The following is a 19,791-nucleotide window of genomic DNA, read 5'->3' as shown; positions in this document are numbered from 1 at the left end:
CAGGCTGAGCGCAGCCGAAGCCGCGCTCAGCCTGACAAGCCTAAAAGTAGCTTTGGCTGCGCTTAGGATGACCAACAAAGGACCCATACAACCCATTTAAACATCAACAACTATGCAAATCATTAACAAATGGACAACCGTGTTCGCGGTAGGGGAGCCGCCATCAATCCCAACAACAAATTCTTCAAGCAAAGCACGGAATACACTTCCGAAGACTGGCAGCAGTGGGAAGAGCCTGAGGTAAATCCCAAGACCCAGTTCATCGAAGAGCAATCCAAAACTTTATTAAGCGTCTCTGACAGTCCGGATCTCGGCACTTTCCATTCCATTAATCCTTACCGGGGGTGTGAGCATGGTTGTATTTATTGCTACGCCCGTAACTCGCACGAATATTGGGGCTACTCCGCCGGACTTGATTTTGAAACCAAGATCATTGTTAAAAAGAATGCGCCGCAATTGCTAGAAAAGCTCTTCAATTCCAAAAAATGGGAGCCGAAGAGCATTCACATATCCGGTAATACAGACTGTTACCAACCCGGCGAGAAAAAATACCGACTCACCAGACAAATCCTGGAAATATGTCTGCGCTACCGCAACCCGGTGAGTGTACTCACAAAAAATGCATTGATCCTGCGGGATGTGGATGTTCTGGAAAAGCTCGCGAAGCTTAATCTGGTTCACGGCGCCATATCCATTACTTCGCTCAATGAGGATCTGAGACACAAGCTGGAACCGCGTACAGTCACCGGAAAGCGCCGCCTTCAAGTGGTGAAAGCCCTTACCGAAATCGGCGTACCGATGGGTGTGATGACAGCGCCGATCATTCCCGGCCTGAATGACCACGAAATTCCTGCAATCATCGAAGCCGCAGCTGACAATGGCGCGCTTTGGGCCAATTATACGGTTGTGCGGCTAAATGGCGCGATAGCTACCTTGTTCGATGAATGGGTTCACCACCATTTTCCTGATCGTGCGGCTAAGGTGTTAAACCAGATCAAAGAATGTCACGGCGGACAGGTTAATGATTCCCGCTTTGGGCTGCGAATGGTAGGCGAGGGGCATTTTGCCGAGCATATCAGGCAATTGCACGATCTGGCCTGCCGCAAGTATTTCAAAGGTAGAGAGCTCCCGCCGGTAGATACCAGCCAATTTCTGCGCGCCGGACAAATGCGGCTTTTCTAAATTTATGCCACGAATACACCGCAGCGACCGCCGCGAAGGAATCACGAAAATTCGTGGGGATTCGTGTATTCGTGGCAATAAAAACTTAGTTTTAAAGCAACCAATTCTAATCCCATGAAAACCCTTTTAACCGTATTTAGTCTGACACTGACACTTGGCTTGCTGGGCAACTGCGTCAATTCCTCCGCTTCTAAAAACCCGGTTCTTTCAACCAACGATTCCATTAACACTGCCGGGACTGAGCGGCCAGCCAAAATGCCGGTTACCGCTGCCGACCAGATCTCGGAGTACATTGGTTATCTGAAAGGTAAAAAGGTAGGGATTGTGGTAAATCAAACTTCCATTATCGGGAGCAAACCGATGGTAGACAGCCTGGTTTCGCTTGGGATCAACATTGTAACCATTTTCGGGCCGGAGCACGGTTTCCGTGGCACTGCGAGTAATGGAGATAAGGTAAGTGACAGTGTTGACCCGAAAACAGGGATTCCGGCGATTTCATTATACGGCAAATTAAAGCGGCCGACTAATGAACAAATGGCAAAGCTCGACCTGATTGTATTCGATATCCAGGATGTGGGTGCCCGTTTTTATACTTATATCAATACACTCGGCCACGTCATGGAGGCTTGCGCCGAGAATAATAAGGAAATGCTGATCCTCGACCGTCCAAACCCAAACGGTTTTCTGATCGACGGCCCCATTCTCGAAGATCATCTGCATTCAGGGATAGGGATGTACCGTATCCCCATTTCGCATGGACTGACCGTTGGAGAATTTGCGCAGATGATCAATGGAGAAGGCTGGCTGCCAAACAAGATGCAGTGCAAGCTGAAAATTATCAAAGTGGCCAACTACACGCACGATACACCTTACACCCTGCCCGTGCTGCCTTCCCCAAACCTCAATACGCAGCAGTCGGTGATGTTATATCCGCATATCTGTATGTTTGAAGGCACCATCATCAGCCAGGGACGTGGCACTTACATGCCATTTACAGTGCTGGGCGCACCTGCTTTAAAGGGTAAGTACGAATTCTCGTTTAAGCCCCAAAGTATCAAAGGCATGAGCGAAACGCCGCTGCACCAGGATCTGGAATGTTACGGATTGGATCTGCGGAAATATGATCTTACGTCGGTAAGAAAATCAGGCAAGCTCAACCTCGGGTGGCTGATGGAAATGTACAAAGCCTATCCCGACAAAGCACGCTTCTTTGACAGATCTCAAAGCAAGCAAATGGGCGATTTTGATAAGCTCGCAGGTACCGAAAACCTGAGAAAACAAATCATCGCCGGCGCTTCCGAGGAGGAAATCCGCAAAAGCTGGGAGCCAGGGCTTTCACAATTTAAGGAAGCAAGAAAAAAGTACCTGCTTTATCCCTGAGCGTGCACATATTTCCGGTGCAATTGAAGTGCCGGTCAGATAACCATACTTTTGCGCCCTAAAACAAAACATCCCAGGGATAGCTTCCCAGGGATGTTTAATTATTCTCAACGATATTTAATTAAAGGCGCAAAATGATTTAGTTTAGGTTATAAGCTCTTGAAGAATGCATGTATAATGCAAAAAAACTGCTATTTAGTGCCATTTCATATAGATACGATAGCAGGATTAAAATAGATCTGTCGCACCTTGATTTTTTTAACAGTCAGTGTAATTATTTTTTTAAAAAATTAACTAAAACACAGATGTCGATCTACATGAAAATAGTTCTATACCGTCGATCTCCCAAAATTTTGGGACAAACCCGAAGTTTATAGGGGTGAAGTCCGGTAATTAATGGGTAAAGCACGGTCAAACTTCAATGCCGGTCAGGAAAATGTTTTAACCCTGCTGAGCAGATCGTTCCGGTTGTCGTTGGTGATCGGAATTTCAATATCGTTGATCATTACATGCACATAGTCGATCGCCGTAATTGCATTCAGATTGATGATGAAGGATTTGTGTACCCGGAAAAACAGATTGACTGGAAGCTGTTGAAGCATGTTTTTCAAAGTTTCCCGGATCGTATATTTTTTGCTTCTCGTATGTAGTTCAAGATAATTGTCGTCACTGCGAATGTAAAGGATATCGGCCAGCTGAATTTTCGTAAACATCTGTTTCTCTTTGATAAACAGTGCGTCTTTAATTACCGTCGTATCTTCTTTTTCCTTGCTTTTACTCTCTCCGGCCAACATAGCAAGGCGGTAGTTTTCCAGCGCGAGCTTCACCGCAGTATATACCGTAATCTTCTGAAAAGGCTTTTGTAAAAATGCATGCGGCGCCGATTGCAAGGCTGCATTTACCACCGCAATATCATCGTGGCTCGACAAGAACAAAAACGGTATACCCAGATTTTCCCGGATATGATCGGCAAGGTCAATACCGGTCTGGTAGCCGTTCAGATTAATGTCAAGAAGCGCCAGATGGAAGATCTTGGAATTCAGCATTTCTACCGCGGTAGCGTAGTCAGAAGCAATGTCATTGGCCTCATAGCCAAATCCATTCAGGAGAAATTGGAGGTGTCTGGCTATGATAAAATCGTCCTCAACAATTAGAATATTCATTTTGACAAATTGTACTCAACACGCTTGTTGAATCGTGATTGATAAAGTGTTTGATAGAAAAGGGTTCCTTGCCGTAATTAAACTATATACGCATTGAGATACGAAATAACTTGTACTAAGGATTCCTGGCTGCGTACTAGTGTTACAATAACCAGCTTCGCAAGATATTAAAATAAATATAAAATCGATTCTCGCACAATGACTTATAAATTTTGTAGAGATATTTCGAGTGGAAAATTGCCTGTCAATTCAGAAAAACATATTCTAAGTTTGCGCTTTACCAACTTTATGAAAAAATTTCTGCTTCTTTTTGGCTTGATCGCATTGGTGAATGCAGCTGCATACGCGCACCTTGGAAGTATTTCCGGTATGGTGCAGGACAAGGCGACTAACCTGCCCGTCGCCGGCGCTTCCATTCAACTGTCAGGGCTGGGGAAAGCCACTGTTACCAATGAGCTCGGTCAATATCGATTTGAAGGGCTCGTTCCCGCGCAGTACAAGATCGAGATATCGCACCTCAGTTTCGGCGCGCAGGTAATTGAAGTGACTGTTACGGAAGATAAAACCGAGTTTGTTAAAACGGTATTGTCAAAATCGGATATCATGCTCACCGAAGTGCTGGTCTCGTCGCAGCGCGCGCACGACCAGCAGCTGATCAGCAGTCTGGATATCAAGCTCAGGCCGATCACCAATTCGCATGAGATACTCAGGATCGTACCGGGGCTGTTCATCGGCCAGCATGCAGGCGGCGGAAAGGCGGAGCAGCTTTTTCTGCGTGGATTTGATATTGACCATGGAACAGATATCCGGCTTACCGTCGACGGGATGCCGGTAAATATGGTTTCTCATGCGCACGGGCAAGGTTATGCCGACCTGCATTTTGTAATTCCCGAGCTGGTGCAGGGAGTTGACTTCAAAAAAGGACCTTACAATGCAGATAAAGGGAATTTCACCACAGCCGGCTGGGCGGAATTCCGCACCAAAGATGCATTGGACCAATCATTTGTGAAGCTGGAAGCGGGGCAGTTCGACACTTTTCGTGCTGTGGCGGGAGTTGATCTTTTGGGCAAAAAAGGAAGAGACCGGAACCAATCTGCTTATGTGGCCTCGGAGTATTCCTTTACCAACTCCTATTTCGACAATCCGCAGCATTTCAATCGCGTGAATGTTTTCGGGAAATACCACGGGCACATTGCGCCGCAAACCAGCCTGACCTTAACAGGTTCGACTTTCTGGAGTAAATGGAACCACTCAGGCCAGATTCCCGACCGGGCTTATGAATCCGGTCAGATCGGTTTTTACGGGTCCATTGATCCCACTGAGGGTGGAGAAACCAGCCGTACCAATTTTAATGCAGAGCTCGTTACGGTAACTGCCCGTGATTTTGTGATCAAAAACCAGCTCTTTTACAGTAACTACAACTTTGAGCTTTATTCCAACTTTACATTCTTTCTCGAAGATCCCGTAAACGGAGACCAGATCCGGCAAAAAGAGAAACGTAACCTGTACGGGTACAATGGAAGTATTTCCAAAAAAGCTTACTTAGGCAGTACAGTCTGGACAACTACCGCAGGCATTCAGTACCGCCACGATCTGACCGACCGGACAGAATTATCGCACACCAAAAACCGGGTAACAATGCTCGAAGCGTATAAACTCGGCAATATCAATGAAATGAACGTATCTGCCTACTTCGACGAGCTAGTTCAGGTGACCAGTCGATTAACGGTAAATGCAGGCGTGCGGGTTGATTATTTCCGCGATCAGTACGAAGACTTGCTTGGCGCGCCTGAAAAGCAGCACGCAGGTGGATCGATTGTTTCGCCGAAGCTTAATCTGTATTATACATTCAATCCAAGGTTTCAGCTTTATATGAACTTGGGCAAGGGATTTCACTCTAATGATACGCGGGTAGTTGTACCTCAGAATGGTCGTCAGATTTTGCCAGGAGCTTACGGTTCTGACCTTGGATTTATATTCAAACCTTTTCCCAAAATGCTGGTCAATGCGGCTGCCTGGTACTTGTGGATGCAGCAGGAATTCGTATATGTAGGCGATGCTGGCGTTGTAGAGCCGAGCGGAAAAACAAAAAGGCAGGGAATTGATCTTTCGATGCGTTACCAACTTACAAAAACGCTTTTTGCAGATGTGGATATCAGTACAGCCAAGCCGCGGGCTATTGGCGAACAGGAGGGAATGGATTATTTGCCGCTCGCGCCATTGTTTACTTCAACAGGCGGATTGTCACTCCAAATGCCAAATGGGCTCAGCGGCTCGCTGCGGTACAGGTATCTCGGCAACCGGCCCGCTAATGAGGATAATTCCATTGTAGCAAAAGGCTATTTCGGGAGCGATATGCAGGTCAATTATACCAAGGGGAAATTCATGCTCGGATTCTCGGTTCAGAATCTTTTAAATACCAAATGGAAAGAAACGCAGTTTGCAACCGAAAGCCGGCTCGCGAATGAAGCCGCAGCTGTGGAAGAAATACACTTCACGCCCGGAACTCCATTCAATGCAAAGCTATCTGCTACGATCTTCTTTTGAATTAATGCGTTTTGTAACGGCCTGAAAGGATAAAGAGCAATGTAACCACCGCCAGTCCGCCGAAAAACCATAGGCTTAATGCGACATTATAATAAACAATCGCCACAAGACAGACGCTGGAAAGCAGGAGTGCGACTGCCGGAAAGTAAGGGTAAGCAGGGACTTCAAACGGTCTGTCCAGCGCAGGTTCTTTTCTCCGCAAGGCAAACAGTGCGAACATACTGATCATGTACATCACCACTGCGCCCAATGCAGCCAAAATGATCACCTGATCGGTAGTGCCGAGGAGCAAAGCAGCGCACCCGGCGCTTCCACCTGCGAGCAGCGCCCAATGCGGCGTTTGAAAGCGCGCATTTACATTGCCCAGAAAGGAAGGAAGATACCCGCTTCTTGCCAATGCAAAAATCTGCCGGGAATAGCCGATTACTGTTCCATGAAAAGAGGCGATTAAGCCGAAGAGACCGAGGCTGGCAAAAAGCTGCGTAAGTCCGCTGTCGCGACCCAGCACAATGCCCAGAGCGGCAGGAAGTGGGTAGTCGATCTCACTCAGTGACTGCCAGGGCGCGATACCACCTGTAAATATCATCACTGCCAGCGCAAGTACCACCAGTGTAAGGATACCATATATGTACCCTCTCGAAATAGTACGCTTCGGATCTTCGACCTCTTCGGCTACCATGGCTACACCTTCAATGGCCAGATAAAACCAGATCGCAAATGGAAGCGCAGCAAAAACGCCAGGCCAGCCAAACGGCATCGGGTCTGTCACGTAAGTCTCATAAGAGAAATGCGGGGCAATAATGCCGATGTAGATCAGCAGCTCGCCCACTGCCAGCAGTGTAACCACCAGCGAAAACATGGCCGATTCTTTGATCCCCAACAAATTGATCACAATGAAAATCAGGTAACACCCGAATGCGACGTGAAGTACTTCAAGCTGCGGATACAAAAAATGAGAGTAGCTGCCCAATGCAAATGCAATGGCAGTAGGCGTGACCAGGAACTCGACCAGCGTGGCGTAGCCTGCAATCAATCCGCCCCACCAGCCAAATGCCCGGTGCGCGTAAGAAAATGGCCCGCCAGCCTGCGGAATGGAGGTTGTCAGCTCGGTAAAGCTGAAAATGAAGGTCACGTACATCACCGTGACTATGAGCGTGGCAATCAGGAAACCGATCGTTCCCGAGACTCCCCAGCCATAATTCCAGCCAAAATACTCACCTGAAATAACCAGTCCGACCGCAATTGCCCAGAGGTGAATGGGCTTCAATACTTTTTTGAGAGAGGCAGTTTGTTCAGAGGACATCGGGTTCAGGTTAGTGATTCAACATTATCTCGGGGCAGTGCGCAGGTAATCGCCCATTTCCCTGACCTTGTCGGTGTTCAGGTAGTCGACATTCATCGACATGAGCGTGCGCCAGGAATTGATATTATCGGGCGTTGCCCAAATCCTTACTTTTTTGCCCATATCATGAACCTGGTTGATCATTTTCATCAGGTTTTTCTTCTCTTTCTCGGGAATTGCACCTTCTCCGTTCCAGCGCGAGTATTTCTGAAATGCCTGGCTGATCAGACCGATTTTGTGCATTTGCGCAGGTGTGTAGTTGATTTCCGGGCGTCCGTCGAAGTAAATGAATGCAGGATAGCTCTCGAATTTGGCGGGCTCAGGCACGTTTCCGCTGATCACGATTTTGACCGAACCTTCGGGAGCAAATATCGCTTTGTGCGGTTCCAGCTGTTTGATCAATGCGGCCAGGGTTTCTTCACCCGGCGTTTTCAGGTCGATCAGCAACTGCAGCGGCATATCCTGCGGGTAGATCTTGCCGCTGTTTTTGCCTGCTTGTTCCAAAATAGGTTGAAGGTAAAGTGCGGCGAAAGTTTTTTTAGGATTGATCTCCTTCATTTCATGCGCCACATAAAGACTGTCTTGCACGAGATACAAATCCGCTTCAATGGATCCGAACTGTTGTTCATAAGCATCGAAGAAAGGTTTTCGTCGCGTATAGTCATTGTGTGAATGCGCCTGGGCGGTGGTGTAAGCTTTGCTTTTTTGAGCGAATGTAAAAGGCGTAACGAATGCTAAAAGCAGGAATGTAATGGTCAATTTCATGTGGCTGGTGCGGAAAGGGTAATCTTGAATCAGATCGATAACACAATCTTCTTCGGTTTGATTTATAAAGCAAGAATTTTCTTCTGAAATAACAGCCGATTTCAAACAAATTTGCAATGAAGTGCGCAGATGAGCTGAGAATATCTTTATTTTAGCCCAACTTATCGCATTCCGATACAAGGTAAATCAGCTCCTGCATGAAACAAAATTCTTCGCTATTCCGAAAAAAAACGGTTGAACAAATTCTCAAAGATGCACATACCAATGAAGGTGGATTAGCAAAAATCCTGGGAGTCAGGGACCTGGTATCGCTTGGAATTGCGGCAATCGTAGGAGCAGGGATTTTCAGTACAATTGGTCTGGCGAGCTACAATGGCGGCCCGGCTGTTTCGCTACTTTTTGTTTTTACGGCCATTGCGTGTGTGTTCACTGCATTGTCTTACGCACAGTTTGCCAGTACGGTTCCCGTATCCGGTAGTGCCTACACGTACGCATACGTTGCTTTCGGCGAGCTCTTCGCGTGGATCATCGGCTGGGCGCTTATTCTCGAATATGCGGTGTCCAATATGGTCGTCGCCATATCGTGGTCGGAGTACTTTGTGAGTATGCTCAAAGGTTTCGGGATCACATTGCCAGGCTGGCTCACGATCAACCAGGAAAGTGCATTTGAAGCATATAGCAAGCTGCAAACCGCCGGCGCCGCGGAGTTGTCGAGCTACGAACAATTTGCTGCTACTGCTTACGAAACAGCTCCCCGCATCGGCGACTTCGCGATCATGCTCAACCTTCCTGCCGGACTGGTTACATTGCTGATCACCGCATTGGTTTACATCGGGATCCGCGAATCGCGTACAGCGAGTAATATTATGGTTGTTTTAAAAATAGGGGTGGTGCTGCTGGTAATTCTCGCCGGGGCCTTTTACGTAAAACCTGAAAACTGGTCGCCATTTGCGCCCAATGGAGCCAAGGGTGTACTGAGCGGAGTAGCCGCCGTTTTCTTTGCATTCATAGGTTTTGACTCCATTTCTACAACCGCAGAAGAATGTAAAAACCCGCAGCGTGACATGCCGCGCGCGATGATCTATTGTCTGGTGATCTGCACCATTTTATACGTATTGATCACGCTTGTTCTAACGGGAATGGTCAATTATAAAGAGCTGAAAGTAAGCGATCCGCTTGCATTCGTTTTTCAGCAAAACGGACTGGACTTTATGGCCGGCGTTATTTCGGTCAGCTCCGTCATTGCAATTACAAGTGCATTGCTGGTTTACCAGCTGGGGCAGCCGAGGATCTGGATGACCATGAGCCGCGACGGTTTGTTGTGGAAGAGGTTCTCTAAAATTCACCCTAAATACCAGACACCCTCATTTGCCACGATCGTTACGGGGTTCGTAGTAGGTATTCCCGCATTGTTTTTCAAAATGGATTTCTTCGTGGACCTGACCAGCGTGGGTACCTTCTTCGCCTTCATTCTGGTATGCGGTGGCGTTCTTTACCTGGATCACAAAGGCATTTCAGCGCAGTCGAAGTTTAAGGTGCCTTATCTGAATGGGAAATACCTGGTAGGGTTGTTGTTTGTGATTGCCGTTGCCGGGCTCGCCTTGTACGGTCAGGAGGTGATTGCTGAATGGGACAAATTGTCGGGCGCTGAAATTATTGAGCACAAGCTGCTGACAATCATTTTCTGGATTACCTGGGCAGTTTTTTCGGTGTTGAGCTTCAAACACAACTTCTCAATCCTGCCCGTAGCGGGTATCCTGACAAACCTTTATCTAATGACCGAACTCGGTTCCTCCAACTGGCTGATTTTCGTGATCTGGCTGGCGATTGGGCTGGTGATTTATTTCAGCTACGGATATAGAAGAAGCAAATTGGCCCGGTAGCAGCAGCTTACAATTTCTCCACTTTCAGTTTAATCCGGCGAACTTCTTTTTGACGCACGCTGTCGAGGGTTCGTCCCGGTTCTAATGCGGAAAGTATGAGTTTGTATTGTTGTCCCCCAAACGATTTGACTACGGTGTCATTCACCACGCGGGCTGCCTGAGTACTGTCTTTACGGACAAAATTGCATTCGCCGAGGCACATCTCCACATGTTCATTAATCCTGCCTTGCTCGGTTACGCCCGTTAATTCCAGGTCCACCAAAGCGTAGCCTCCCCAGATGCAGTTGACATCCTCAGGGCAGCGGCCATCCGCGTAGTCAAAAAATGTCAGCGTGGCCTTCGGTACATCATTAATTGTGATCGTTTCCTTGTACGAGATGTATTCGTTTTTATCTATAGAATTATTCTGGCAGGAAAAAATAGCACCTACACCGGCAATCAGGATCAGAAGCTTTTTCATTATAAACACATTAAGTTTTCTGAAAGACCTGTTTAATGTGTAAATGGTTGGAAGTTAATGATGCACCGCTAATTAAATTATAAGCGTGAAAGTAGTGCCTTTTCCTACCTCGGAAGTCACATTGAGCTGACCGTTATGCTGCTGTAAAATTTGTCGGGAGAGACTTAACCCAATTCCTGAGCCCGTTTTTTTGGTTGTATAGAAAGGAATGAAAATGTTCTCGATCGCCTCTGGCTCGATACCGTCTCCATTGTCGGCTACCTCGATCATTACAGTATTATCGGTCTGGTAAGCAGTGAGTTTGATGAGGCGATCTGTTTGAGCCGAGAATGATTCAGAGGCATTTTTAACGAGGTTGATCAAAACCTGCTGAATCTGGTCAGCGTCGGCTTTGACCATCAGGTTCTCGGGTTTTACGGAAAGCTTCCACAAAACACCCGACTTCGTCAGGTCCGTTTGCAGCAGCTGCAATACTTCCTGTAAAAGCTCGGCAACACCGTGGCTCGCGAAAACTGGTTTCGGCAATGTAGTAAAATCGCGGTACGCATTCACGAACTGCATCATACCCTTACTCCGCTTTTCGAGGGTCGATAATGCTTCTTTCAAGTCATTAACAGCCTCCTGGTCGCTGGTGGATTTTTCGATATCCTCATTCACGATCAGCCGCATGGTACCTACCAGCGACACGATCGGCGTCATGGAATTCATGATCTCGTGACGTAGAACCCGCGTCAGGTTTTGCCAGGATTCTACCTCCTGCTGCTGTAATTCTGTCTGGATATTTTGTAAAACCACAATCCTGACCCACATACCCCGCAACTGAATCGCCGCACCCTGCAATGCAAGCGGCTGGTCTGACGGAGTACGGTAGAGTTCACGCACGCCGCTGTTCAGATTGGAAAGCAGCTCGTAGAGGCGCGGGTGCTTGTCTTTCAGCTCAACGAGCTGGTGTAGCCGGTAAATACCGAGCATCCGCAAGGCCGCATTGTTGATCAGGTTAACCTGGCCCGTACTGTCGAAAGTGATCAACCCTGTACCAATGTGCTGCACGATGGTATTCAGATATTGCAGGTTCGCTTCCTTCTCCGCCCGCGCCTGACGAAATGCGTGCAGTACCTCATTGAATTGCTGGTTAAGCTCCTTGAAAGTACGCCCCATTTTGTTGTCAGACCGGAAATTGATCGTAAAATCAGAATAGCGGACCGATTCGAGGAAGTAAGTAAGCTTCCTGTTTACATTGGTCACATACTGATATAGCAGCGAGGCTTGTACAAATATGAAAATGGTTCCGAGCACATACACGAGCATTTCATTGGTATGCCTGGCAGCAAGCCACGCCAGTGCAATCACGCTCAGGATAATAACTGCTATCCTGATCATGATCATAATACTAAAGTGCCGAAGTCCGATCATGGAAGGGCTGATGGTTTTTTAGTCAATAGTTGTAGTCATTGAGTCAATCGTAGTCATTGTGTCATTTGTGGTCATTGGAGAAAGGTATGCTTTGAGTTGATTGCTGAATTCTCAAAAGAAAAAAAAAGTGACAATCATTGACCAAATGACCATCAATGACTACAAATGACAATCAATGACAATAACTCCCCCTTCTAATCCTCGACCACATTCGCTGGCACGCCCGACATTTCGCTCAATATATATTTTTCCAGCGAACTGATTTTATAATGCGCCATATCAAATTTCGGATCTTTGAAAACCTCCGCCGCTGGGACCGAAATGGTGACCATTCCCGCCGCATGCGCCGACCGCAATCCAGCGTGCGAGTCTTCGAATGCAATGCATTCTTCCGGAAGTACACCCAGCTTTTTGGCGGTGGTCAGGTACACAGCCGGGTGCGGTTTGGTAAATTCTTCCAGCTCACCGGAGTGCCAGGTATCGAAGAATTCAGTGATATTCAATCTTTCGAGCACGCCTTCGATCAGTTCCATGTGAGAAGCAGACGCTACGGCCAGTTTCAGACCCTCGGCTTTAAGCGTTTTCAGCAGTTCAATTGCACCCGGCATTGCCTCTGCATTGTTGAGTATCAATGTATGTGCCTTTTCGAGGATTTCTTTTTCAAGCTCTTCAAAAGAAGGCGTGTTCCAGGGCTGGATTTTGTGGCAAAAATCAAGAAATAGTTTGATCGATAAACCGGTGGTTTGAAGTTTAAGTGCATCAGTAATCTCAAAATTTACTTTTTGCATTACTTCCTGGGCCGCCTGGTGCCACATTGGCTCTGAGTCGATCAGGAGACCGTCCATGTCAAAAATTGCTGCTTTAATCATATTCAGGTTATTGTAAATGCGAAATCCGGTTCGTGATTGGTTGAGAATTGTTTTTTTATAACTCCTTAAAACTACTACTTTCGTAACTAAGAATGGCTTTGGGGGTGTCCAAATTAAGGACTGAGATTTATACCCTTTGAACCTGAAACAGTTGGTACTGTCGTAGGAAAAAGCGTGCGCGATCGTGTGATCTGCAATACCTTACAAAAAGCCCGCCAGTGCGCGGCCGCTCCCTCCATTTGTCCGTTCCGTTTTTAAATAAACACTGTTATGGATTTTCATCTTGAACAAAACCTTGCCCATTTGAGGAGTACCGCCCCGCTGGTGCACAACATTACCAATTTCGTGGTGATGAACTATACAGCCAATGCATTGCTGGCAATTGGCGCATCCCCGGTAATGGCGCATGCAGTGGAAGAGGTGGAAGAAATGGTGTCAATCGCGGGTGTGCTCGTTGTGAATATCGGTACATTATCCGCGCCCTGGGTAGCCGGTATGAAACTCGCGATGCGGAAAGCCGCGGAACTGAAGAAGCCCATCGTGCTGGATCCCGTCGGCGCCGGCGCAACCACCTACCGGAACCAGACTTTGACTGAGCTCCTGGAACTCGCCCCGCCCGCAATTATCCGGGGAAACGGGTCGGAGATACTGGCGTTGGCCGGTGCTAATATCCGTACAAAAGGGGTTGACAGTACCGCTAATTCTACCGACAGCCTCGAAGCAGCGCGCGCATTGAGCCGACAGTTTGGCTGTGTTGTAAGTGTAAGCGGCGCCATCGACGTAATTGTTAAAGGAGAACAAACCGCCTACATTTCGAATGGAGTGGCTTTAATGACGAAAGTAACCGGAATGGGCTGCTCCGCCTCCGCCATTGCCGGAGCCTACGCAGCGATCGTAGCTGATCCCTTTGAAGCCGCCATAGCTGCTGCGGCCACAATGGGTGTTTGCGGCGAACTGGCCCACCGCAATGCAAAGCTTCCCGGCTCGTTCCAGATTGCATTTCTGGATTGCTTGTCAGATATTACGCCGGCTCACCTTTCTGAGCTTGCCAAAATCAAATTGTCCTGAATTACCTATAAAAATCAATGAATGCACCTGATGAAAACGTACAGCTTTACCTGGTAACAGACGAGGCTGCCTGTATGGGACGTGATTTGTACTGGGTAGTTGAAGAGGCGGTGCAAGGCGGAGTTACTATGGTGCAGCTGCGGGAAAAAACGCTGTCGACCCGCGCATTTATAGATCGTGCCAAGAGGTTGAAGGAGTTATTACAACCTTATAATGTACCGTTGATCATCAATGATCGGGTAGATGTTGCCCTCGCAGCCGATGCGGACGGTGTGCACGTGGGTCAAAGTGATATGCCTTATGAAATCCTGAATGAAATGCTGCCCGCCAGCAAGATCATAGGGCTTTCGGTTGAAAGTGAGGCAGATGTTTTGGAGGCCGAACAATGGGACGTGTCCTACCTTGGACTAAGTCCGCTTTATGCCACTCCTACCAAAACAGACACAAAACGCCCCTGGGAAATAGAGGGACTAAGCTGGGCTGGCACAAATAGCAAGCATTCGCTCATTGTGATAGGAGGTATCAATTTTCTGAATGCCGAAGAAGCGATCAGGAATGGGGCGGGCGGAATTGCCGTAGTGTCCGCTATTTGCAGCGCACCTTCCCCGTACGAGGCTGCATTCCGGCTTAAATCCATTATTCTTAATGCAACGGCCGGATCTCCCGACCAAATCTGACTATACCCAACCACATCCACAACCGCATGATGACCCGATACCCCACAGTTCTCACAATTGCCGGCTCCGACAGCGGAGGTGGCGCAGGAATTCAGGCCGACCTGAAAACCATTGCCGCACTAGGTGCTTACGGCGCGTCGGCGATCACTGCGCTCACCGCTCAGAATACGCTGGGTGTGAGGTCTATCCATGCAGTGCCGCCTGCCTTCCTGAAAGAACAGATTGAAGCGGTGTTCGACGATATTACAGTTGATGCGGTGAAGATCGGGATGGTGAATACCATCGAAGTGGCGCAGGTAATTGCCGAAATGCTGGAACGTTACAAGCCAGTTTTTGTGGTATTTGATCCGGTGATGGTTTCCACAAGCGGCTCCAAGCTGATCCGCGACGAAACCGTGTCTGTACTCTGGGAAATGCTTTTCCCGCGCGTGCATTTGATTACCCCCAACCTCGACGAAGCGCGGATCCTGATTTCGGAGACCATCGATTCTGTTGAAACTATGAAAATGGCGGCAGAAGAAATGGTGAGCAGAGGCTGTAAAGCCGTGCTACTCAAAGGCGGGCACCTAGTTGCGCCGGTATTATCGGATATTTTTGCCCAAAAAGACCAGGATACCCTGATCCTCGAAAGCAGCTATATAGACAGCCGGAATGTGCACGGGACGGGTTGCACATTATCATCGGCGATTGCCGCGTTCGTCGCGGCAGGAAATTCGGTTCCGGAGTCGATTATTTTCGCAAAAGAATACATTTCCGGTGCGATAGCCGCTGGTAAAGGTGTGACTACCGGCAAGGGGCCCGGGCCGCTCAATCATTCTTTTTCTCCTGTTCCAATGCAAATTATATGATCCACTTTACCGACCTGCTCTGGGAGAGCGCATTGCCTGTTTACGAACAAATACAGGCGCATCCATTTAACCAGGAGCTGAAAGCAGGGACTTTGCCGCTTGATAAGTTCAAATACTATATTTACCAGGATTCGCTGTACCTGGCCGATTTTGCCCGGGCACTCGCCGCCACCGGCGTGAAAGCTGGTAACAGCCACGAGCTGCTGGATTTTTTACAGTTTGCACAGAATGCGATCCTGGTCGAGCGGGCGCTACATTTGAGTTACTTCAAAGAATATGCGATTGAATACCAGAGTGGAAAAGGATCCGGCTGTTTTGCTTACACCAATTACCTGCTCGCCACCAGCGCATTTGAACCTTACGAAGTGTCAGTAGCTGCATTGCTGCCTTGTTTTTGGATATATAAAAAAGTCGGCGACTATATTTACGCCAACCAAACCACGCCCAATCCTTACCAGAACTGGATTAACGCATACGCAGGCGAAGACTTCGCGCAGTCAGTACAGAAAGCGCTTAATATCTGCAACCAACTCGCCGAAAACGCCTCCGAACAAACCAGAACCCGCATGATCGAAGCTTATAAGACTGCAACGAGAATGGAGCACGACTTTTGGGAGAGTGCTTATCGGGCGTAGCTATTGGCTTTCGGCTATCGGCTATCAGCCGTCGGTAAGGCTTTGCGGCACCAAAAAAGCTTGTTAGTATGCGCCCGTCTTCCCTTCCTCCCCAAAGCCGCCTGCCGAAAGCCGACCGCCGGAAGCCAATAAATCATTTCTTTCCAAAAAAATAGGGTATCGCTTAGCTAGGTTGTCAATCTCGAAACAACTAGCTATGAAAAAATATATCTTCACTATTATCGCCGCTGCATTTGGTGCGGCCGCATTTGCTCAGCAGCCTGTTCAGACCGTAAAAGGACGGGTTGTTGACACTGAATCACAGCAGCCCGTTATTGGTGCCAATGTGATCGTTACTTCACTTAATCCGATCCAAGGCGCAGCTACTGACACGGAGGGGAACTTCCGGATTGAAAATGTGCCGGTAGGGCGGCATGCATTCAGGATTACATCGGTCGGGTACGATGACGCTTTCCTGCAGGAAATAGCAGTGGGTTCCGGTAAGGAAGTCGAGCTGAATATTAAACTCACCGAGTCTTTTCGTGCATTGGACGAGGTGGTTGTAAAGGCGCAAAAAGAGACCGGCGCGCCATTGAATGATATGGTGAGCGTGAGCGGAAGGTCATTTACCGTTGACCAGACTAAAAGATTTGCTGCTTCTGTCAACGACCCGGCGCGTATGGCGCTGTCTTTCGCAGGTGTGTCTACGAATGACGACGGGAGTAACCTGATCATTATTCGTGGTAACAGTCCCAAAGGTTTATTGTGGAGAATGGAAGGCGTTGAAATCCCCAATCCCAATCACTTTGCTTCCGAAGGCTCTTCGGGAGGTGGCGTCAGTGCGCTGAGTGCGAATGTGCTGGGTAACTCCGATTTCCTGACAGGCGCTTTCCCTGCTGAATACGGCAATGCAACTTCCGGGGTTTTTGACCTTAAACTCAGAAAGGGAAACAACGAAAAGCGCGAGTATGCATTACAAGCCGGCGTTCTGGGCCTGGACTTCGCTGCCGAAGGTCCGATCGGGGCAAAAGGAGGCGCATCTTACCTGGCCAATTACCGCTATTCGACACTTTCTATCCTGAGTAAGCTCGGTGTAACAATGGGCGATGCAGTAAATGATTTTCAGGACGGGGCATTTAAAGTGTATTTGCCTTACGACGAAAAGGCAGTGGTGTCGGTTTGGGGAATGGGCGGAATCAGTACTTCTACAGTTAATAATGACGATATCAAAGAGAAATTCACCTCCAACCGCGGTATGCTCGGGGTCAATTATCTCCGGTATATCAACAGCCGTTCGTACATGGAAACCATTGTTTCGTACGCAGCCACCAAGCAGACCGGCGATTTCCTGGATAAAGAAAGCCAGGACATTTACCAGCAAAACTTCATTAACCAAACCCTGCGGGTATCAGCCTTATTCAATGCGAAACTAAATGCGAGAAATACGCTCAGAGTAGGCGCGATCATCAATCATCTGGATTTCAACCTTTTTGACCAAAATAATGAAGACGGGCCTTTCGTGAAGAACCTGGAACAGAATGGAAATACGCAATTATTCCAGGCGTATGCACAACTGAAATCGCGGCTTTCACCGAATGTAACTGTGAATGCGGGCTTGCACGGCATGTTACTGGGGTTAAATAACCAATATTCCATCGAGCCGAGGCTGGGCATGAAATGGGCGGTGGCTCCCAGGTCTACGGTAAGTTTTGGAGCCGGGCTGCACAGCAGAACAGAGTCGATTTCTACCTATTTCGCACAGGTAAAAGGGATTGACGGACATACTAATTCCGTTAACAAAGACCTGAAACTAATGAAATCGGCGCATTTGGTTGCAGGATATGAATTCAGGCCGTCGGCGAGCTGGCGCGTGCTTGCTGAGACTTACTACCAGCACCATTACCACATTCCGATCGGTCCGGCCAACACGAACTCGCCATTTCTTTTGCATAATTCGATGATCAACGAAATTGATGGTTTTGTCAACGATTCGCTGGTGAGTGCCGGAAAAGGCAGGAGCTACGGACTGGAATTGACGATCGAGAAATCATTGACAGGAGGCATTTACCTGATGAGCACAACCTCACTTTATCAATCCAAATACACCGGACGCGACGGGATCGAGCGCAGCAGCCGTTTTAATGGACAGTTTGTTCAAAACCTGCTTGCGGGGAAAGAATGGAAAGTGGGTAAAAACAAAACCAATGTTTTTGCAGCAAACATCAAGCTGCTAGCGGCAGGTGGAAATATGACCACGCCGATTGATCTTGAAAAATCAAGAAAGGAAGGTCGCACCGAGCGCGACTGGTCCCGAAGCTACTCCGAGCAGCTGCCCCACTATTTCCGGAGCGACCTGCGCGTGAGCTATACGAAAAACAGAAGGCGCACAGCATCCACCATTTCGCTGGATTTGCAGAATGTCAGCAACAGGCTGAATGCATTTGACCGGTATTATGATAAAAAGGAAGACCGTGTGAAGCTGATCACGCAAGTGGGGCTGATCCCGGTGTTGAATTACCGGCTTGAATTTTAGCGCTGCAAAGCTTCACGCGTTAAAATTTACACTTGGTCGGGCAATTCCCAGGGTCTGTCGGAGATGGCGCATATCGGACTTTGTAACCAGGTATATTTGAACGTACCTGCTGGAAGCAGCTAATTGGCAGCAGTTCAATCTATTTACCTAAACAAACAAGATCATGGAAACGCAGCGTGACGCCGTACTTTGGAGGAAAGCAAAAAGGAGAGCAGCTTTCAAAATGCATTTGCGTACTTACCTGATAGTGAATGCCGGTTTGTGGCTGCTTTATCTCGCCACGAGTTACCCGCATCTGAACGTATTTCCTTGGCCGATATTCCCGATGCTTGGCTGGGGAATCGGGTTGGCTTCGCATTATTTTACCTCCTACGGAAACTATGACGAAGATAGCCTTGCGAAGCGCGAGTACGAAAAGCTGATCAGATAGTAGGCCGGCGATTTGAAGGTGATGGAACGGTTGTTTTAGTTTCAGTGAAAAATGATTCTGATAGAAAAACTAAAACAATCATGGAAAAAGACTTTGAAGATAAGGAAGCAATAAAAAAGCTGAAATCACTGGCTGAGGATATTCGTTTTTGTATGTATACCACTTATAAAAACAACCGGATAGACTCGCGTCCGATGACCACACAGCAGATTGACGAGCAGGGAAATGTATGGTTTTTCACCAACCGTAATTCTGAGCTGGGAGATACTTCCAACCATGGAGAAGGAGTGACGCTGATTTACTCTGACCCAAAAAACAATACTTACCTGAGCATTTCAGGGAATGCGGAGCTGGTCAACGACGAGCAAAAGAAAGACGAGCTCTGGAATGTGATGTCCAAAGCATGGTTTCCCGAAGGTAAAGAGGATCCGGATCTGGTATTATTGAGGGTTATCACAGAAGAGGCTGCTTACTGGGATGCCACGTCTTCCAGAATGGTGGTGTTCTTGTCCATGCTGAAAGCGGCGCTTACAGGAACTACTCCCGAAGGCGGCGACCACGGAAAGCTGAATCTGGCTTAATCTACATTGATTTTATAGGAAGTGCTGACTGGCGTA

General features: G+C 47.9%; 17 protein-coding genes and 1 riboswitch. Of the genes, 11 read left to right on the top strand and 6 right to left on the bottom strand.

The window, feature by feature from the left end:
* The first annotated feature begins 129 nt into the window (after positions 1–129).
* Both Q369_RS0102000 and Q369_RS0101995 read left to right on the top strand, forming a co-directional pair.
* Positions 130–1,182, top strand: coding sequence for a PA0069 family radical SAM protein (locus Q369_RS0102000; RefSeq protein ID WP_031526017.1), 1,053 nt, complete (start codon positions 130–132; stop codon positions 1,180–1,182).
* A 114-nt stretch (positions 1,183–1,296) separates the two neighbouring features.
* The gene (locus Q369_RS0101995; protein WP_031526015.1) at positions 1,297–2,562 is read left to right on the top strand and encodes an exo-beta-N-acetylmuramidase NamZ family protein; all 1,266 of its coding nucleotides are present in this window, start codon (positions 1,297–1,299) and stop codon (positions 2,560–2,562) included.
* A 428-nt stretch (positions 2,563–2,990) separates the two neighbouring features.
* Here the strand turns inward: Q369_RS0101995 and Q369_RS0101990 are convergent, their stop codons facing one another.
* A complete protein-coding gene (locus tag Q369_RS0101990) occupies positions 2,991–3,725 on the bottom strand; it encodes a LytR/AlgR family response regulator transcription factor (RefSeq protein ID WP_031526013.1) in 735 nt (244 codons plus the stop codon).
* A gap of 288 nt (positions 3,726–4,013) precedes the next feature.
* Here Q369_RS0101990 and Q369_RS0101985 point away from each other — a divergent pair, with 288 nt between their 5' ends.
* On the top strand, positions 4,014–6,272 hold the full coding sequence (locus Q369_RS0101985; protein ID WP_031526011.1) for a TonB-dependent receptor: 2,259 nt from the start codon (positions 4,014–4,016) through the stop codon (positions 6,270–6,272).
* 1 nt (position 6,273) lies between these two features.
* Here the strand turns inward: Q369_RS0101985 and eat are convergent, their stop codons facing one another.
* Together eat and Q369_RS0101975 are read right to left on the bottom strand one after the other, a co-directional pair.
* Positions 6,274–7,575, bottom strand: a complete 1,302-nt coding sequence (gene eat / locus Q369_RS0101980) for an ethanolamine permease (protein WP_031526009.1) — start codon at positions 7,573–7,575, stop codon at positions 6,274–6,276.
* Between the two features lie 24 nt (positions 7,576–7,599).
* A complete protein-coding gene (locus Q369_RS0101975) occupies positions 7,600–8,379 on the bottom strand; it encodes a phosphatidylinositol-specific phospholipase C/glycerophosphodiester phosphodiesterase family protein (RefSeq protein WP_051663886.1) in 780 nt (259 codons plus the stop codon).
* Between the two features lie 197 nt (positions 8,380–8,576).
* On the opposite strand from Q369_RS0101975, the gene Q369_RS0101970 reads away from it, so the two are divergent.
* A complete protein-coding gene (locus Q369_RS0101970) occupies positions 8,577–10,262 on the top strand; it encodes an amino acid permease (RefSeq protein WP_031526007.1) in 1,686 nt (561 codons plus the stop codon).
* Positions 10,263–10,269: 7 nt separating this feature from the next.
* On the opposite strand, the gene Q369_RS0101965 is transcribed toward Q369_RS0101970, so the two are convergent.
* The 3 genes from Q369_RS0101965 to hxpB all read right to left on the bottom strand — a co-directional run bounded on the left by Q369_RS0101965 (position 10,270) and on the right by hxpB (position 13,004).
* Positions 10,270–10,722, bottom strand: a complete 453-nt coding sequence (locus Q369_RS0101965; protein WP_031526005.1) for a hypothetical protein — start codon at positions 10,720–10,722, stop codon at positions 10,270–10,272.
* Between the two features lie 72 nt (positions 10,723–10,794).
* Entirely contained in the window at positions 10,795–12,108 is a 1,314-nt protein-coding gene (locus Q369_RS0101960; RefSeq protein ID WP_229206726.1) for a sensor histidine kinase, read from the bottom strand.
* A 221-nt stretch (positions 12,109–12,329) separates the two neighbouring features.
* Positions 12,330–13,004 (bottom strand): hexitol phosphatase HxpB, encoded by a 675-nt coding sequence (hxpB, locus tag Q369_RS0101955; RefSeq protein WP_031526003.1) that lies wholly within the window; start codon positions 13,002–13,004, stop codon positions 12,330–12,332.
* Positions 13,005–13,094: 90 nt separating this feature from the next.
* A riboswitch (TPP riboswitch) is annotated at positions 13,095–13,190 on the top strand.
* 84 nt (positions 13,191–13,274) lie between these two features.
* On the opposite strand from hxpB, the gene thiM reads away from it, so the two are divergent.
* The 7 genes from thiM to Q369_RS0101920 all read left to right on the top strand — a co-directional run bounded on the left by thiM (position 13,275) and on the right by Q369_RS0101920 (position 19,755).
* Positions 13,275–14,072 (top strand): hydroxyethylthiazole kinase, encoded by a 798-nt coding sequence (thiM, locus tag Q369_RS0101950; RefSeq protein ID WP_031526002.1) that lies wholly within the window; start codon positions 13,275–13,277, stop codon positions 14,070–14,072.
* 17 nt (positions 14,073–14,089) lie between these two features.
* Positions 14,090–14,749 (top strand): thiamine phosphate synthase, encoded by a 660-nt coding sequence (gene thiE / locus Q369_RS0101945; protein ID WP_031526000.1) that lies wholly within the window; start codon positions 14,090–14,092, stop codon positions 14,747–14,749.
* 26 nt (positions 14,750–14,775) lie between these two features.
* The gene (gene thiD, locus Q369_RS0101940; RefSeq protein WP_310588963.1) at positions 14,776–15,597 is read left to right on the top strand and encodes a bifunctional hydroxymethylpyrimidine kinase/phosphomethylpyrimidine kinase; all 822 of its coding nucleotides are present in this window, start codon (positions 14,776–14,778) and stop codon (positions 15,595–15,597) included.
* Positions 15,594–16,232 carry a TenA family protein gene (locus Q369_RS0101935; protein ID WP_229206711.1) on the top strand — a complete coding sequence of 213 codons (639 nt, stop codon included), beginning with the start codon at positions 15,594–15,596 and terminating at the stop codon, positions 16,230–16,232. The genes thiD and Q369_RS0101935 overlap by 4 nt, the downstream gene beginning before the upstream one ends.
* Before the next feature lie 196 nt (positions 16,233–16,428).
* Positions 16,429–18,744, top strand: a complete 2,316-nt coding sequence (locus Q369_RS0101930; RefSeq protein ID WP_031525995.1) for a TonB-dependent receptor — start codon at positions 16,429–16,431, stop codon at positions 18,742–18,744.
* Positions 18,745–18,907: 163 nt separating this feature from the next.
* Positions 18,908–19,174 carry a 2TM domain-containing protein gene (locus tag Q369_RS0101925; protein ID WP_031525994.1) on the top strand — a complete coding sequence of 89 codons (267 nt, stop codon included), beginning with the start codon at positions 18,908–18,910 and terminating at the stop codon, positions 19,172–19,174.
* An 80-nt stretch (positions 19,175–19,254) separates the two neighbouring features.
* Positions 19,255–19,755 (top strand): pyridoxamine 5'-phosphate oxidase family protein, encoded by a 501-nt coding sequence (locus Q369_RS0101920; protein WP_031525993.1) that lies wholly within the window; start codon positions 19,255–19,257, stop codon positions 19,753–19,755.
* Positions 19,756–19,791 lie beyond the last annotated feature (36 nt).

Source organism: Dyadobacter crusticola DSM 16708 (genome assembly GCF_000701505.1).
GTDB classification, from domain to species: domain Bacteria; phylum Bacteroidota; class Bacteroidia; order Cytophagales; family Spirosomataceae; genus Dyadobacter; species Dyadobacter crusticola.
Note: the sequence above shows the minus strand (reverse complement) of the source record. Positions and strands in the feature narration are given on the sequence as shown.